Below are 15,964 nucleotides of genomic sequence, written 5' to 3' on the forward strand. Positions count from 1 at the left end.
CGTTCTGAAAAGTTACACCGGTGTAGTTTGTCCACACTGTGGATAACTGCTGTGGATAACTCTTTCAGGGCGACGGTCTAGGCTGGCACCATGTCATCGTCACCTTCTGCACACACGCGCCCATCCCCGCCTGAAGGCAACCACGTGCTGCTTGCAGGATGTGGTGACTTAGGTGCTCATGTGGGCCAGCTGCTGACCCGGTCCGGTCATCGGGTGACCGGGGTCCGGCGCAATCCGCAGACAGCTCGAGTGCCATTCCCGGTGATTGGCATGGACTTAGCTGACCCTGGGACTAAGCAGCTTCCCGCAGTGCACGCTGTGGTGATCGCGCTGACTGCCGACACCTACGACGCCGCAGGTTATGAGCGCGCCTACCGGCAGACTCTTCGCGGGTTGGCGAAGGCTTTGCCTGAGGCCCCAGAACGGGTGGTGCTGGTGTCTTCGACGGGCGCGCTTGGGGAGCACGATGGCCAGGTGGTCACCGAGAAGACCGAACCGCGCCCCGAACGCGCCACAGGAAAGGTGCTGTTGGCAGCTGAACGGGATGTGCAGGAAATTTTTGAGGCGGTGACAGTGCTCCGCGCTGCGGGCATTTATGGTCCGGGGCGCACTCGGACAATCGACCAGGTGTTGCGTGGGAGCCCGGTTGACCACCAGCGCATCACCAATCGCATTCACCGTGACGATCTCTCAGCTGTCATTGTGCGACTGCTTGAAACCGAGGATGCCCCTGCCTTGCTGCACGGAGTGGACACCGAACCGGCCCCCCTGGGCAGGGTAGTGGAGTTTGTAGCCGGGCTACTGAATGTTCCTGTGCCGGAAGATTCAGGCTCGGGTCGACCCCATGGAAAGACGCTTGACGGCACCGCCCTGCAGCGCTTTCTGGGGGAGCACCCCCTGCAGTTCCCTACGTATCGTGAGGGCTACGCGGCGCTGGTGGAAGCCAGGGGCTGATCAGACCGCAGGCAGACCTGCTATGTGTTCTTACCGGTGATAGTGGCGTAGTCGGCTAGGGCATTCTGCCGCGATTCCTGAAGGTCGACCAACGGTTCGGGATAGTCCTCGGTTCCATACTCGGGAATCCACGTGCGAACATAGCGAAAGTCGGGGTCGAACCGCTTCTGCTGGCGTTCGGGGTTGAAGATCCTGAAGTACGGTGCAGCGTCGGCGCCGCAGCCTGCCACCCACTGCCAGTTGACAGGATTGGATGCGGCGTCGGCGTCCACGAGCGTGTCCCAGAACCAGGCTTCACCGGCCCGCCAATCGATGCCCAGGTTCTTCACCAGGAGGCTCGCGGTCACCATACGTACGCGATTGTGCATGTTTCCGGTCGCCCAGAGTTCTCGGAGCCCGGCATCGGCCAGCGGAAATCCGGTGCGACCGGCCGTCCAGGCCCGGAATGTCTCGGGGTCATCTTGCTGCCCCTTCCAGGGGTAGCTGTCGAATTCGGCGCGCATATTGACCGTCGGCAGCTCGGGGAAGTGGTACAGAAGGTGCCAGCTGAAGTCCCTCCAGCCCAATTGAGTGCGGAACCTGGTCTTACTCTCGGCGTGAGTGATCCCGCCAGCAGCATCCCAGACCTGCTGAGGACTCAGCTGTCCGAAGCGCAGATAGGGCGAGACTCGCGACGTCGCAGTCGCGTCCGGGTACTGCCCGTGCTCGTGGTAACTATCCGCCTCCTCCTCGACGAACGTCTTCAGCCGGCGGTGTGCCCCAGTCTCTGTTGGGTCCCAGATCTCGTGCCAGTCTCGAGCCCAATTCGGCGCGGTGGGACGCAGCGCAAGACTTTCAACGTCCCCGATGGGGACCCCTAGTTCGGTGAGCCTGGCTGAGGCGCTGGAGAGATCCCCCAGTGCCGCAGGGGCATCCTGGGGTTCTGCAATGTCTCGAGCGCTGAGTGCTCTCCAGAAGGGGGTGAAGACTTTGTATGGTCCTCCAGTGGTGGTTTGGATGGTCCATGGTTCCCCCAGCAGTGTCGCCGCGAAACTGTGGGCCGCGGTTCCTTGATCCGCTAGGCGCTGCTTCAAACCGGCGTCGAGTTCACGCTCGGGACCCCCGTAGCGACGCGACCAATGCACCCGATCCGCCTTTGTGTCAGCCACTAGCGCCGGGAGCAGGGTCTGTGGATCTCCACTTCGGATCAGGAGTGGAATGCCGCGATCGCCGAGCTCTTCCCGCAGAGAGTTCAATGCCTCATGGAGCCACCATTTGGCCGCTCCGCCAAGGGGTCGGATGCCGGTTGAGTGTTCGTCCAGGATGTACACTCCCAGAACATCACCAGGGTCTTTGGCGCGGTCTCGCGCGGCACGCAGCGAGGGGTTGTCCCATACACGGAGATCATCCCTGAACCAATGGATGGTCCGGCTCATCGGGCTCCCTCTGCAGTGCCGGAGGACGCCCTTGACTCAGCATTCCGTGCCTCTTCGATGATGTTCTCCAGCATGGTGGGGAAAATGGACCGGTGGAATGGGGCCATAGATCTCCAGTACAGGCGGCCTCGGAGATTCTGCGCGTAGAACACTGCCCGTTGAGTGAGCCGAACGGTGCCGTTGGGTTTGCCGGGCTCGAGTTCTTCCACGGTGAATTCCAACCAGGCATGGCCGGCAACCTTCATCTCCGCACGCAGCAGCAGACGATGTCCCGGTTCCAGTTTCTCCACACGCCACCAGTCCACTGGGTCTCCGACTCTGAGCGTGTCCGGCAGACGACGTCCCCGATTCAACCCGGCTCCGCCGACCAACTTGTCCCACACCCCGCGCACTTTCCAGGCCAGCGGCCAGGAGTGCCACCCGTTGGCGCCGCCGATTCCTTCAATGACTTCCCACAATGCTTCACTGCTGACCTGGTCCGTCTCTGTACTGCGGGCGTCCTCAAATCGGGCAAGTCCTGCCCATTCCGGGTCAGAGGGGAGGGACCCTGCAGATTGATCCAGGGGACCCATATCGGCGTCCCAATTAGTATCCACCTCACCCTCGTGCTCGCGACGCAATGCTAATGTCACAGCCTCACGGTAATTGAGCAGCCCAGCTGGCGGCTGAGGGATGTATCGATCTACTTCTCTGCTGTTGGTGACGGCGTCGTTCTGAAGTGACCGTACCAGCGGAATAGTGAGCGTCATGGGCAGAGGTGTGACAAGACCAACCCAGATGCCGGAGAGCGTGGCCGCCGGAAGCGGCAACGCGAGTACCTTTCGGGGCTTCAAGCCCGCGATGGCGGCGAACTCCTTCATGACTTCCGAGTACTTCATTGTCTCCCCGGAGCCGATGTCCAGTATTTGGTTGATGTCCTCAGTCGCATCAGCGGCGGCGAGCAGATAGTGCAGGACGTCACGAATAGCCACCGGTTCTACCCTGTTCTCCACCCAGTCAGGTGCGGGCATCACACGGAGGGCGAGTGCAAGATGTCGGATCATCTCAAAGGACGCGGATCCGGAACCAATGATGATTCCCGCCTGGAATGCCACCGTGTTGACCGGGCTCTCGAGCAGGATCCTGGCCACCTCGGCCCGTGACCGCATATGTGGGGAGAGCTTCACACCTTCCGGGTGCAGGCCCCCCAAATAGATGATGCGGGAAACGCCTTCCCGCTCAGCGGCAGCGGCGATTTGGCGAGCGGACTCCGCTTCACGCTCCTCGAAGTCGCCTCCGCCGCCCATGGCGTGCACCAGCAGGTAGACCACATCAACGCCGTGCATGGCTCCATCCAGGCCCGTGTTGTCCTCGAGATCCACATAATGGATCTCGACCTGATCCCCCCAAGGAGCGTGCTGCATCTTGGTCACTGACCGGGCCGCAGCGCGGACCTCGTGCCCTGCCTGTAGGAGTCGGGGAACTAGGCGGCCCCCGATGTATCCGGTCGCGCCCAGCACCAGGACCTTCTTCGGATGCGCGCTGGGTTGGATCTTCTCTTTTCCCAACCGGTCCTGACGTGCATTCGATTGTTGAGACTGATCCACTGCAAACCTCCCACGCGTCGGTGCCCGTAGGCACCAGCATCACCAAGTGGTTGATGCCGCGAGTCGGTTCCCGGAACGTTTTCAGCCTACGGGCCAATGAGGTTATCGTCTCACAGGCAAATCGAGCGTTCCTGGGAAACTGGTGAGACGTGGGACTCTGAAGAGAGACCGGGTGCCGCGTTCGCTTCAGGCGCGGTGCGCCAATGGACAGCCAAGTGCTTGCCTAGATCGCACATCCTGTCACGACTGCGGCGATGGCGGCACCGTGAGCGGCGGTGCTGGTCACGACGAGGACCGTCATGATTGCGAAGATCGCCATCGCTCCAAGAGTCCCCTGGCGGGGATCTGCTGGAGATATCAGTTGCCGCACCCGTTCCGGACCCGCGGCGAGCATCATCCGCTGTGGCCCCGACTGCTGGGTCGCGGTCCGCTGTGCGTTGCTCGCATCCCCCATGATCAGTAGGGCGGAGGCAAGCGCACGTGTCCCGACCTTTCGCTGGGCAGCGTTGTCTGCTGAAATCTCCAAGTAGTGCGGTACGGCGTCGGCAATGGCCGCAGCGAAAGGCACCCATCTCAGGGGTCCTGTGATGCTGCCGATGAAGTCTAAGATCAGATGATGGCGCTCGCGCAGGTGAGCCGCCTCATGCTCAAGAACTGCGCGCAGCTCCTGTTCGTCCAAAGCCTCGAGCAGGCCTGTCGAGACTATGATTCCGCAGCTGTGCCGGCCCAACGCGAAAGCGGCAGGCTGAGGGTCGGCGACCACCGTGACCTGGTAGCCCGCGACGTTCTTGCGTCGTCCCACGGGCAGCAGCGTCTGACACGTTGTGCGCAGTTGAGCGTGACGCTTGAACACGGAGCGCAGGCCGAGGACCATCACTACCGCCAGCGCCAACGCCGGCGCCAGCAGGAACACTACCGAGGGCACACTGGTCTCCACCGCCACGCCGGAGGCGAACGGGTTGGAGGCCTCCAGGCATCGCTGACAGACCTCCGCCATCGGTGCGGGCAGCGGACTGGGCCCTGTCAGCGCCCAGGCCAAGAAGAGCCCTGCCGCTATGACAGAAGCCATCCACAGCAGCAGACCTCCCCCAAGGGACAGGACGGTGGCACGGGGGAAGCGGGTCAGCAGCGGAGTCGCTGCTTGAATCAGAGGGCGGCCGACAAAGGCCACTGCCACAACGACCCCGACCATCAACAGGGCCAGCGGGAGCGCGCTCACGAGGTCTTCCCGGGATTCTCATCGGCAAGGTAGGCGCGCAAGAGATTCCTCTCCTCATCTGGCATGGTGTCCACAAAGTGCAGGATAGAGGCTGTGCGATCTCGGCTGACGCCCAGCGCCTGGCGCATCAGGGCGGCAGTGTGCTCTTCACGCGTACATCGTGGGGCATAACGAACGTACCGTCCTTGCCGTCTTGCTTCAACAAGGCCCTTGCGCTCCAGATTTCCCATGACGGTCGCAATGGTGGTGTAGGCGGGCTGACTGGGCAGCTGATCCATCACTTCACGCACCGTGTGTGAGGAGTAGTCCCACAACAAGTCCATGACCCGCTGCTCCAGGGGCCCCAGCCGTTCACCGGTCACGGTCGAATGGGTGTCTGAGCTCATGCGGGAACTGCTGCCTTCCGAACGGGTAGTGCGCAGGCCACCTGCCCCTTGAGCCGCCAGATCAACGCCACCCCCGTGAGAAGCATGGCGCCAAGGGCGAGGAACGGCTGTATGGGGGCGAAGTACGTGATCGCCCCGGAATACCCAAGGGCTAGTAGTGCAATTTTGTTACATACGGGACATCCGACGGCGAACCACGCCATCACTCCCCCGATTATACCCAACCGGCTGCCGCGCCGGTCTTCGGAAGCCGAGTCGTTGGGCCCCTGATCCCCAGTGGGGGCTGCAGCGGCGAGGTCCGACGCGGGGGCACGCACATAGGTCGCCAGGAGCATGCCGCTCAGGACGGAGGTGAGGATCCACACCGGATAGTTCCACCAAACCGGTGCGATATCTCTGGCAAAGACAGGATTGGGGATCAGTACCGTTGCCACTCCTATGAGGAGCCCGACGATGATGGCAGCAACTGCAGCGACCGCTATCTGCCGAGTATTCCAGGCACGCAGGGCCTGAACGGCTAAACCGGTCTGGGTACGCCAGCTGGTACGTCGATCAAAGAGGGAAACCATTCCCCCACTATGCCCTACGTTCAACTAAGTTGCATAGTTACTACGCATCATAGTTACTATGGTGGGCAGTAAGTTTTGTCGTGAAAGGCGCCGTTATGCTCTCAGATACCACTTCCTCTCGGTCGAAGCCACCAATGCGGATCGGCACCGTCCTCCCAGTGGTCGTCATTGTGATCGCCGCGGCCCTGACCGCGTTCGTGATCTGGCAGGCAAGTAGCGACGACTCCCCGGATCAGAGTGTCGAATCTGCCGATGAGACCCAGGCTGAAGATGGACCCGAAGGTGATGGGCCGGTGACGGTTCCGGAAGGGGGCGTCGAGCCGGAGCAGCCAGACCTGAGTGATATTGAGCGTCGTGCCCCAGAGGATCTGTTGGCAGTCGGTCCGGCCGAGGCGCCGGTGGCTCTTGTGATGTTCAGTGATTTCCAATGCCCGTTCTGTGCCACCTGGCACGAGGAGACTCTGCCCACCATGATGGACTACGTGGAGGCGGGCGACCTTCGGATCGAATGGCGCGACGTCAACGTCTTCGGTGACGCTTCAGAGCGAGCAGCCCGCGCCTCCTACGCCGCGGCGCTGCAGGGCCAGTTCCTCCGCTACCACGAACTGCTCTTCCCCAATGGAGAGACGCTTTCCGAAGCACAGCTCAGCGAGGAGAGCCTCATTGAACTGGCGCAGCAGTTAGATATGGATGTCGACCAGTTCGAAGAGGACCTGAAGTCCGCGGAAGTTGCAGATCAAATCAGCGCAAACGCAGAAGAAGGGCTATCTATCGGAGCGTACTCCACGCCCACATTCATCGTCGCAGGCGAACCGATCGTCGGTGCCCAACCGACGGAGGTCTTCATCTCGGCTGTCGACGACGCGCTCGCAGACGCTGACTGATGGAGATCAGTCTGATCACCGCCTTCCTCGGAGGCATGCTTGCCCTGCTCAGCCCCTGCAGCGCTCTGTTATTGCCGGCTTTCTTCGCGTCCACCGTCGGCGCCCGCATGAAACTGTTGACACACGGGGCCACCTTCTATCTCGGACTTGTCGTCACGCTAGTACCGTTGGGGTTGGGTTTGGGTGCGATCGGTACGCTGTTCACAGACCATCGGGGCACCCTCATCGTCGCCACCTCGGTGATCCTCATAATCCTTGGGGTTGTTCAGATGGCGGGGTTAGGGTTCGACCTCTCGAAGGCACTTCCGGGAACTCAGCGCCTGCAGCAGCAAGCGCATACACGCAAAGGTCTTCTCCGGACCTTCCTCCTGGGTGCCGCCAGCGGTGTGGCGGGCTTCTGCGCGGGTCCGATACTTGGGGCGATCCTCACCTTGGCTCTCGCACACGGCAGCGTCGGGCACGCAGGACTCATGCTTGCAATTTACGGCGCAGGCATGGTGGTCCCCCTGATCATCCTGGCCGCGCTGTGGGGACGAATCGGAGCGAGGTCGATGACGCTGATCAGGGGACGCAGCTTCTCGCTCTTCAGTCGCCGACTTCACACCACCTCAGTCATCGCCGGAGCGCTGATAGCTGGTGTAGGAGTACTGTTCTGGACCACTAATGGCCTGGTGACAGCACCTTCGCTGGTGCCAAATGAAGTCCAGGCGTGGCTGCAAACGTTCAGTGCTTCAGTCTCTGGTCCGGTGGCCGACATCTTGTTGATCATCGGTGCCGCTGCCGTGATCCTCACGATTTGGTCAGTCAATCGTCGCTCCGCCAGCCGCGCCCGGGCCAATGAGGGAAACGACCGTCAGGAAGCCCAGCGATGAAGTCTCCAACTATGCGCCTGCCGTTTCACCGAAGTGCCGCGCTGTTGGGGGCCCTGGCACTGACGCTGGTCGCGTGCACTTCTGACGAGGATCGCCAGTCCGCCGAAGATGTTGACGTGCCAGAACCTCAAGTCCCTTATGACCCGGAACCGGTCAGCGTTCAGGCACCCGCCGAAGACGCAGAAGTCGATGACGTTCAATTTCCCACGCATTTGTCGGATCGCATCAGTGTGGACCCAGCATGGGACACTCCCCCGCAAGTCCACGACGGGGTCTTCCTTGCCCCCCGGGAACAGGAGGGCAAACTCGTGTTCAGTGCCGTTGGTGCTGAGGGGACCCTCCTGTGGACCGCCGAACGGCCACTGAGCGGCTCAGGTTTCACTGTGACTGCGGCCGACGATCGGCCGCTCGCCGTGTTGACTGATTTAGACAACCAGAATGAGACTGATGAATCAGCAGGCGTTAACGCGGCGACCGCCTATGATCTGCACACCGGTGAAGAGGTATGGGGCCCCGTCGAGATTCCGGGACCGCATCAGGGCCCGGGGTTGGTCTTCGCCGAGCAGGACGACGAATCGGTGGACAGTACGGGGCGGCAAGTCGCGCTCGACTCCGCGACGGGCGAGCCAAGCGAGGAGGATTCTCACATCATTGGAGAGTTCTTCGGAACACTAGTCTTCACCGACGGTAATGAGCTCGTGGCCTCCACGGACAGGCAGACCAATGAGCTCTGGCGAACCACGGTCCCCGAAGATCTGACCCATGAGGCCACCGAGGAGATTGTCAGCCCCTCAACTAACCGGCTGCCACCGGGGAGTGCGCTGATCGGATTGCCCGAACAAGGTTACGGGCTGTGGGATATCACTGAGGGTGAGCTCCTGAAGGGCGACCTCGATGATGCGATGTTCGACCTTATGTCAGAGACCTGGGTTGGGGTCCGAGAGGAAGAACTGGTGGGATTTGATCTCAACGGTGAACAGGTCTGGTCCGAAGAGCTCAGCGCTGAGGCGCAGCTCCTCGGGGTGGGTGGAGTGATGGCGTACGTCCTGACGGAAAAGGACGAATTGCGGACCTACAACACGGTCACGGGCAGCACCACCAGGCTCTACGATCCGCTGGAGGAAGGCACCGCAGCCATACCTTTGGCTTTCACCGACCGGGGCGCCACGGCTGTGGACACCGGCACGGAGCTCCTTCTGGTCACCGACACATCACGTCCTACGGAAGACTATGCAGAAGATGAGACCTCGATCGACGCCGATCCCTAGAGATTTCTGACACATGAGAGGCAACCGCTGTGGAAAACCAAAGCGCGAAAGATTTCTGGGAGAACCGTTACGCCGACTCGGATCGTGTGTGGTCCGGACAAGTCAATGCGACAGTCAGCGCTCTCGTCGGCGAGCTGACTCCGGGCCGGGCACTCGACTTGGGCTGCGGTGAAGGCAGTGACGTGCTCTGGCTGGCGAAGAACGGTTGGGAAGCCCTGGGGGTCGACATCTCAGCAACGGCCGTAGAGCGAGCCAAGACTCATGCCGTGCAAGGAGGTCCCGTCACGGACAACGCGAAGTTCTTGGTGGCGAAGCTGCCTGAGCAGCTTCCCGAGGGGCCTTTCGATCTGGTCAGCGCTTCCTTCCTGCAATCGCCTGTCGCCTTGGACCGCCTTGCCATCCTGCGCGCTGCGGCAGAGCAAGTAGCGGTCGGCGGTCACCTACTCGTGGTCTCCCACGCCGCGGCACCTCCGTGGGCGCAGCACGACCATGGACCCTCGGAGATGCCCACGGTGGAGGGCGATCTTGAGGCCCTGCGGCCGCCGGGAGCTTGGAACATCAAAGTCGGGGAAACTCGGCAACGCCCCGCAGTCGGCCCACAGGGCCAGGCAGCAACCCTCGAGGATGCAGTGATCTTCGCTCAGAAGCTGCACCACTCCAGCTAGGAGCGGGGCTCGCCGCCTGTGCCCCGTATCCGTGATCATCCACTCGTGTGTCAGCGACGGCCATATGCTGCTGTAACGCCCGTGGCGTCCATACCTGCACAAACCTTCCTGGGGCGCTCACCAAGAAACACAGTACTTGCCTCAACCGGTGTCCGGTCTCCACAAACTAGTGCAACGTGGTGAAGGTCAACCAGCGGTCCCAGCCCTACCCAATACCCATGCCTACATCGCCGAGCTTCTAGTCCGGACGCAGCCTCAAAGCTTCCATCCCTCCGTCTACGGGGAGGCACACGCCGATCGTCGAACGATTTTCCGGGTCTGCCAGGTAGGCTACGGCCCTCGCTACCTCTTCAGCGCTGACCAACCTACGATGTGGCTGGCGGGCTTCCAAGGCCGCGCGTTCCTCATCGGGCTTATCAGCCTGATCTAACAACCGTTGAATCCAAGGGGTATCCGCCGTACCGGGAGCCACACAGTTGACACGGATACCCTCCCTCACGTGGTCAGCAGCCATGGCTTTCGTCATAGCCATCACTGCTCCCTTAGTCGCTGAATAGAGGACTCTCTGAGGAAGACCCGCCATTGAGGCCACAGAGGCCGTATTGGTAATGGAAGCGGCTGAAGATTCTCTTAGATGAGGCAACGCCGCGCGGGCAACCCGCGCCATACCGACAACATTCACCTCCCATGCCTGGCTCCATTCAGCATCAGAATTCGCCGCAACGTCACCTTGGGCTCCGATGCCAGCGTTGTTCACTACGACATCTAATCGGCCGAAACGCTCAATGGCCCCTGCTACCGCAGCGTTGACTGAGTTGGTATCCGCCAAGTCGCATTTCTCCCAGTGGTGGCTCGAGTGTGTCTGAGCTACATCTAAGACCGTGACCTGCGCCCCCTCCCGGGAGAGTTGGTCTGCGACAGCTGCTCCGATACCGGAGGCACCACCGGTTACTAGTGCGGCAAGTCCTTCGAAACGTCCTACCATGTCATTTCCTCCATGCGCTATAGGTTTGGCGCTGCCGGCCGAGACCCTCGATCTCTACTTCCACGACGTCTCCAGGCTTCAGGTAAGCGAACCGACCGGAAACTGCAACGCCCTCGGGTGTGCCCGTAGAGATGATGTCGCCGGGTTCCAACTGCATATGCTGGGAGAGGTCGTGAACGATCTCTGCACAGCTGAAGATCATGTCGGAAGTCCGTGAGTCCTGGCGTGTTTCTCCATTGACCCAGGAACGAAGGTTAAGGTCCGAAGGATCGAAATCGTCAGCTGTCACAATCCAAGGACCCAAAGGCATGTAACCTGGGCTGCACTTTCCTTTGCTCCACTGCCCTCCGGAGACAGCGAGCTGGAAGTGCCGCTCTGAGAGGTCGTTTGCCAGTACGTAACCTCCGATGTGCTGGGCGGCATCCTCGATTGACTCGCAGTATGCGGTGGTGGTGCCGATGACTATGGCGAGCTCGACTTCCCAGTCAGTCTTTTCTGAACCCCTTGCGAGAGTGACTTCGTCATCGGGACCAGCGATGGTATTTGGCGTCTTCAGAAAGACAATAGGATGCTCCGGGGGCTCGGCCCCGGATTCGGCGGCGTGAGCCGCATAGTTCTGGCCTATGCAGATCACTGCCGAAGATGACGCCACCGGTGACCCGTATCTAGCTTCTTCAGCTAACTGGAGCGGCGTCAACTTTCCCTCAGCAGCGAGTTCCTCGAGCATTTTGGGCCCGCCCGTTGCCCAAAATGCTGGGCCAAAATCTCCTACTGGCGAGGCATCGTAGAAAATGCCATCAATCTCTGCGACTGGAATCTCGAATCCTGCTTCTCCACGACGGGTAAGCTTCATGTCTTCTCCTCGTTGGTATTGGTCCCGTTCGGTTTGTCCGGTCTTCCATGAGCGGCGCTCACGGGGCGCTTAGTTGAAAGTCACTGCTGCCTGACCAGCAACTTCCTGCCAGCCACTGCCCTCGGGAAAACTCCACCGGGTACGTGAGTCTGCGTGCATTTCTGCGCCAATGCCGGGTTTCTTCGGGGCTTGGTAGCGAGCGTTCCTTATCACCACGGGCTCGGCGAAATGCTCGTGCAGGTGATCGACATATTCGATGTACCTGTTTTCGAGACTTCCGGAGACTGCAGCGTAGTCGAAGAACGAAAAGTGCTGAACCAATTCACACAATCCCACACCCCCGGCGTGCGGACACACAGGGATACCGAACTTTTTGGCCAACAATAGGTTTGCCAGGTTCTCGTTAACCCCTGCTACGCGCGTAGAGTCGATCTGCAACACGTCGATCGCCTCGGCCTGCAGAAGTTGCTTGAAGATGATTCTGTTATGGACGGCTTCACCTGTGGCTACTTTCATCGGCGAGACCGCCTTCCGAATGGTGGCGTGACCAAGCACATCGTCGGTGCTGGTTGCTTCTTCAATCCACCAGGGGTTGAACTCCGAAAGTTGTTGTAACCATTCAATGGCGTCGGGCACATCCCACCGCTGATTGGCGTCAATTGCGACCTTGACGTTCTCGCCGACCGCTTCCCGAACGATCTTCAATCGACGTCGATCGCTGTCAATGTCACCGCCGACCTTGAGCTTTATGAGATCGAAGCCATTATCCACCGCCTCTTTACTGAGCCGGACAACCTTTTCATCGGTGTAACCTAGCCACCCTGGTGACGTGGTGTATGCAGGATATCCGTCTTCCTCAAGGGATCGGATGCGCTCTTCCTTGCCTCGCTGGCCCCCCTGCAAGATTTCCAAAGCTTCCTGAGGCGTAAGCGCATCGGAAATGTGCGTGAAATCGATGGCGTCAACGATCTTTTCGGGGGGAAGGTCAGCGAGATACCTCCATAGTGGTTTCCCAGCCCGGCGGGCTGCCATGTCCCAGAGAGCGTTGATGACAGCACCAGCCGCCATGTGACTGACGCCCTTCTCGGGCCCCAGCCAGCGCATCTGAGAATCGTGAACCAGGAGCTTTGAGGCCGCACCAAGGTCGGAGAGGAGGTCATCCAATTCACGTCCCGCGAGGAGCTGTCCATATGATTCGATAGCTTTAGCAATCACTTCGTTGCCTCGGCCGCAAGAGAAAACCAGGCCATGACCCACTTCTCCGTTGTCCGCCGTCACCATTAGATAGGCAGCGGAGTAGTCGGGATCCACATTAACCGCGTCGGACCCGTCAAGCTCCAGCGAAGTGGGAAACCGAACATCCTGTACTTTAATATTATTGATGAGTGGCATATTTTCCTTTCGAATACATTGAAGACTTTTTATTATTATTTTTCTAAGCGAGGATGCCCGGGAGCCAAGTACTGAAGAACGGGAAGAAAGTGATTAGTAGCAGGACCAACAGCAGGATTCCGTAGAAGGGCGCAACACCGCGAATAACCTTCGTCACCGAGTAGCTCGTCACTGAAGACAATACGAATAGCACCAGTCCCACCGGTGGCGTCAGCAGCCCGAGCATAAGGTTGAAGATCACGATCACAGCTACATGCAGGGGCTCGAGGCCGAACATGGTGGCCACCGGAGATAGGACGGGCACAAGGATCAGAATCGCGGCTGTCGGCTCTAGGACCGCACCAACGATGAGCAGCACGATGTTCAACAAGATCAAGAACACGATCGGGTTGGTCGTGATCTCAAAGGCCAGATCTGCCACAACCTGGGGGGCCTGCTCCCTGGAGAGCACCCAGCCGAAAAGAGCGGCAGCACAGACTATTAGCAGGACCGAGCCACCGGTCTCAACGGAATTAGTCAATGCTCGTTTGAGCTGGGCCCACCTGATGGATCGGTAGCAGAGCGCCAACAGCAGCATGTACAAAACGGCAACCCCAGCGGCCTCAGTCGGCGTGAAAATGCCTCCAAGGATGCCACCTAAGACGATTACTGCAGTTCCGAAACTCGGTAACGCGGTGAGAACCGGCATCCATCGTTCCCTGCCGCTGACACGCTCCAGACGAAGCTCATCCCTCTTCCGGAGCTTCAAGAACACAACAATGCTCAAAGCAAACATGAGGAGCATGGCCGGGATGATTCCGGCAACGAACAATGCACCCACTGATATGCCAGCAGTCACAGCGTAAATAATTGCGGGAATTGAGGGCGGGAGAATAGGAGCAATGAGCGAGGAGGACGCAGTCAGACCTAGGGTGAAGCCCTCCGGGTATCCCCGCTTGACCATCGCCGGGACTTGAACCCTACCCATCGCCGCTGCATCGGAAATCGCTGCACCAGACATCCATGCGAACCCGAAGCTCGTCGCCACGTTCACGTACCCCAGACTCCCGCGCAGTCGCCCAAAGATCGCTGTTGCTGCATCGAACAATCTGTCTGAAATCCCAGAAACATTGGCAATGTTACCCATAAGAATGAATAACGGGACTGCCAAAAGCGGAAATGTGTTGACCCCTGACATTGTCTGCTGAGCCGCTGTTCCGAATCCCACAGTGGCATCAAGAAAAATGTACACAAGAGAGGGAACCAACAGCGCAATCGCTGCCGGCACGCGCAGCACTAACAGCACGAGCAGTGCTATGACCATTAAGAAGAGCTCCATGTCACAAACCTGCCGTTTCGATGTCTTTTTTCCCGACAAACTGTTCAGGGTGACGCAGCGCCAGCACGAGGTTCAGCGAAGCGTGAAGTGCGATCAGAGCGAATCCGATCGGTAGTGCTGAATAGACGAACCGGTAGGGGAGCCCGGTGCCCGGAGACGAGATATTCCACGTACTTTGAACCATCAGAAACCCGCCAATCACCATTGCGATGCTGACTGCAATCACGATGGTGTAGGCAAATACCTCTATCGCCGCAATAAGCCTCCCGGTTCCGCCCCCACCATAGAGTTGCACAATGATGTGTTTACGACGAGCGGCCACGAAAGACGCCGCGATGAACGTGAACCATATGAAGGTGAACCGCGCCAACTCCTCAGTACCGCTGATTGGTGCGCTGAAGCCATGCCTCGCCGTTACCTGAATAATGATGAGTAGGAACAGGGTCACCAATAGGAGTATTGCCAGCGCCTGTTCAACTCTCACCAACCCTCGGTAGATACCAGACTTTGATTCCAGGAACTCATCATCCTGAGGCGACACGGTCGACATTAGTTTTCCTGAATCTCAAGATAGATGTCGCCCCACTCAAACTCGTTCGGGATCCGCTCTGCGGCGCGGTCGCGGAAGTGGTCGACATCGACGCCGTCATTAATCTCAATCTCACCACTTTCCTCCCACTCCTCCAGGTACGATTCCTCTTCGTCCTCGATGCATTCACGAACGTCGTCAGCGGCCTCGGCAGCCGCTTCACTCAGCGCTTGTTGCTGATCTTCCGGCAGACCCGAGAGAGCATCTTCATTGCCGACCACCATGACTCCCTGAATTACGTGATCCGTGATGTTAATGTAGTCCTGGACCTCTTGGAAACTGTTGCTAGCAATGGTCGGAATCGGATTTTCCTGCCCATCGATCGTTCCCTGTTGTAGTCCAAGATAGACTTCTCCGAGTGCCATAGAGGTGGGAGAACCCCCAAGAATTTCAGCCATAGTTTGGTATAGGGGCGCTTCAGGAACTCGGAGCGTTTGTCCAGAAAGGTCTTCAGAAGTTGTTACTTCCACATCGGAGGTCAGTTGACGCGTTCCGTAGTACCACGAAGAAATGACCTCCAGACCTGAAGATTCACGCAAGTCGTTCCAGATACCTTCCGCGACGTCTCCGTTAAGAGTCTCTTCAAAGTGGTCAACGTCTGAGAAGAGGTACGTAGCGTCGAAAAGCTCCGCGTTCTCCTCCCATACTCCGAGAAACGACGGTCCAGCCACAGCGAGATCGAGAGCCCCTGACTGAACCTGTTCCAGGAGCTCTTCTTCGTTTCCAAGCTGTCCGGCAGCATAAGAGCTGACCTGGAGGCCGGACCCATCGAGTGAGTCGTTCATAGCAGGAACACCACATGTCTCCACCGGGTGATCGGGATCGTAGACGTGAGCGAAGCGCAGCTCATCTCCTTCAGCCGCTCCAGCGTCGCCGTTTTCAACTTCAGCATCGTCACCCACACAGGAGGTGATGCCTAGGGCAATGGCGGCGCTGGCAGCGAGAAACGTACTGGATCGAAAGTTTTTCATGAAATTCTCCTTTGAACTTACAATTGGCGTATTTAGTT

The 15,964-nt window shown here is 59.4% G+C and carries 16 protein-coding genes; 5 read left to right on the top strand and 11 right to left on the bottom strand.

What is annotated here, in order from left to right; translation table 11 throughout:
• Positions 1-90 precede the first annotated feature (90 nt).
• Positions 91-954 carry an NAD(P)H-binding protein gene (locus D3250_RS00415; RefSeq protein WP_119901410.1) on the top strand — a complete coding sequence of 288 codons (864 nt, stop codon included), beginning with the start codon at positions 91-93 and terminating at the stop codon, positions 952-954.
• A 20-nt stretch (positions 955-974) separates the two neighbouring features.
• Here D3250_RS00415 and D3250_RS00420 read toward each other — a convergent pair whose 3' ends face one another.
• The 5 genes from D3250_RS00420 to D3250_RS00440 form a co-directional block, all read right to left on the bottom strand.
• Positions 975-2,369 carry a cryptochrome/photolyase family protein gene (locus D3250_RS00420; RefSeq protein WP_119901411.1) on the bottom strand — a complete coding sequence of 465 codons (1,395 nt, stop codon included), beginning with the start codon at positions 2,367-2,369 and terminating at the stop codon, positions 975-977.
• Positions 2,366-3,955 (bottom strand): SDR family oxidoreductase, encoded by a 1,590-nt coding sequence (locus tag D3250_RS00425; protein WP_225973057.1) that lies wholly within the window; start codon positions 3,953-3,955, stop codon positions 2,366-2,368. The genes D3250_RS00420 and D3250_RS00425 overlap by 4 nt, the downstream gene beginning before the upstream one ends.
• A gap of 223 nt (positions 3,956-4,178) precedes the next feature.
• Positions 4,179-5,174, bottom strand: a complete 996-nt coding sequence (locus tag D3250_RS00430) for a M56 family metallopeptidase (RefSeq protein ID WP_119901412.1) — start codon at positions 5,172-5,174, stop codon at positions 4,179-4,181.
• The gene (locus D3250_RS00435; protein WP_119901413.1) at positions 5,171-5,560 is read right to left on the bottom strand and encodes a BlaI/MecI/CopY family transcriptional regulator; all 390 of its coding nucleotides are present in this window, start codon (positions 5,558-5,560) and stop codon (positions 5,171-5,173) included. Before D3250_RS00435 ends, D3250_RS00430 begins: the two co-directional genes overlap by 4 nt.
• Positions 5,557-6,129, bottom strand: a complete 573-nt coding sequence (locus D3250_RS00440) for a hypothetical protein (protein ID WP_119901414.1) — start codon at positions 6,127-6,129, stop codon at positions 5,557-5,559. The genes D3250_RS00435 and D3250_RS00440 overlap by 4 nt, the downstream gene beginning before the upstream one ends.
• 95 nt (positions 6,130-6,224) lie before the next feature.
• Between D3250_RS00440 and D3250_RS00445 the strand changes: the two genes are divergently transcribed.
• From D3250_RS00445 to D3250_RS00460, 4 genes are read left to right on the top strand one after another with little or no spacing between them, the layout of a single operon-like run.
• Positions 6,225-7,013: a DsbA family protein gene (locus D3250_RS00445; RefSeq protein ID WP_225973058.1), complete on the top strand. Its 789-nt coding sequence runs from the start codon at positions 6,225-6,227 to the stop codon at positions 7,011-7,013.
• Positions 7,013-7,885 carry a cytochrome c biogenesis CcdA family protein gene (locus D3250_RS00450; RefSeq protein ID WP_119901415.1) on the top strand — a complete coding sequence of 291 codons (873 nt, stop codon included), beginning with the start codon at positions 7,013-7,015 and terminating at the stop codon, positions 7,883-7,885. Before D3250_RS00445 ends, D3250_RS00450 begins: the two co-directional genes overlap by 1 nt.
• Complete coding sequence (locus D3250_RS00455) at positions 7,882-9,153, top strand: PQQ-binding-like beta-propeller repeat protein (RefSeq protein ID WP_119901416.1); 1,272 nt, start codon at positions 7,882-7,884, stop codon at positions 9,151-9,153. The genes D3250_RS00450 and D3250_RS00455 overlap by 4 nt, the downstream gene beginning before the upstream one ends.
• A 29-nt stretch (positions 9,154-9,182) precedes the next feature.
• A complete protein-coding gene (locus D3250_RS00460) occupies positions 9,183-9,818 on the top strand; it encodes a class I SAM-dependent methyltransferase (protein WP_119901417.1) in 636 nt (211 codons plus the stop codon).
• Positions 9,819-10,056: 238 nt separating this feature from the next.
• On the opposite strand, the gene D3250_RS00465 is transcribed toward D3250_RS00460, so the two are convergent.
• The 6 genes from D3250_RS00465 to D3250_RS00490 form a co-directional block, all read right to left on the bottom strand.
• Positions 10,057-10,803 carry an SDR family NAD(P)-dependent oxidoreductase gene (locus D3250_RS00465; RefSeq protein WP_119901418.1) on the bottom strand — a complete coding sequence of 249 codons (747 nt, stop codon included), beginning with the start codon at positions 10,801-10,803 and terminating at the stop codon, positions 10,057-10,059.
• Between the two features lies 1 nt (position 10,804).
• Entirely contained in the window at positions 10,805-11,656 is an 852-nt protein-coding gene (locus tag D3250_RS00470; RefSeq protein WP_119901419.1) for a fumarylacetoacetate hydrolase family protein, read from the bottom strand.
• A 69-nt stretch (positions 11,657-11,725) separates the two neighbouring features.
• On the bottom strand, positions 11,726-13,048 hold the full coding sequence (locus tag D3250_RS00475; RefSeq protein WP_119901420.1) for an enolase C-terminal domain-like protein: 1,323 nt from the start codon (positions 13,046-13,048) through the stop codon (positions 11,726-11,728).
• A gap of 43 nt (positions 13,049-13,091) precedes the next feature.
• Entirely contained in the window at positions 13,092-14,351 is a 1,260-nt protein-coding gene (locus D3250_RS00480) for a TRAP transporter large permease (protein WP_225973059.1), read from the bottom strand.
• A 16-nt stretch (positions 14,352-14,367) separates the two neighbouring features.
• Positions 14,368-14,916, bottom strand: a complete 549-nt coding sequence (locus D3250_RS00485; protein WP_119901422.1) for a TRAP transporter small permease — start codon at positions 14,914-14,916, stop codon at positions 14,368-14,370.
• Positions 14,916-15,926, bottom strand: coding sequence for a DctP family TRAP transporter solute-binding subunit (locus D3250_RS00490; protein ID WP_119901423.1), 1,011 nt, complete (start codon positions 15,924-15,926; stop codon positions 14,916-14,918). Before D3250_RS00490 ends, D3250_RS00485 begins: the two co-directional genes overlap by 1 nt.
• Positions 15,927-15,964: the final 38 nt, after the last annotated feature.

The sequence above is a fragment of the Nesterenkonia natronophila genome, from assembly GCF_003595215.1.
GTDB lineage: Bacteria > Actinomycetota > Actinomycetes > Actinomycetales > Micrococcaceae > Nesterenkonia > Nesterenkonia natronophila.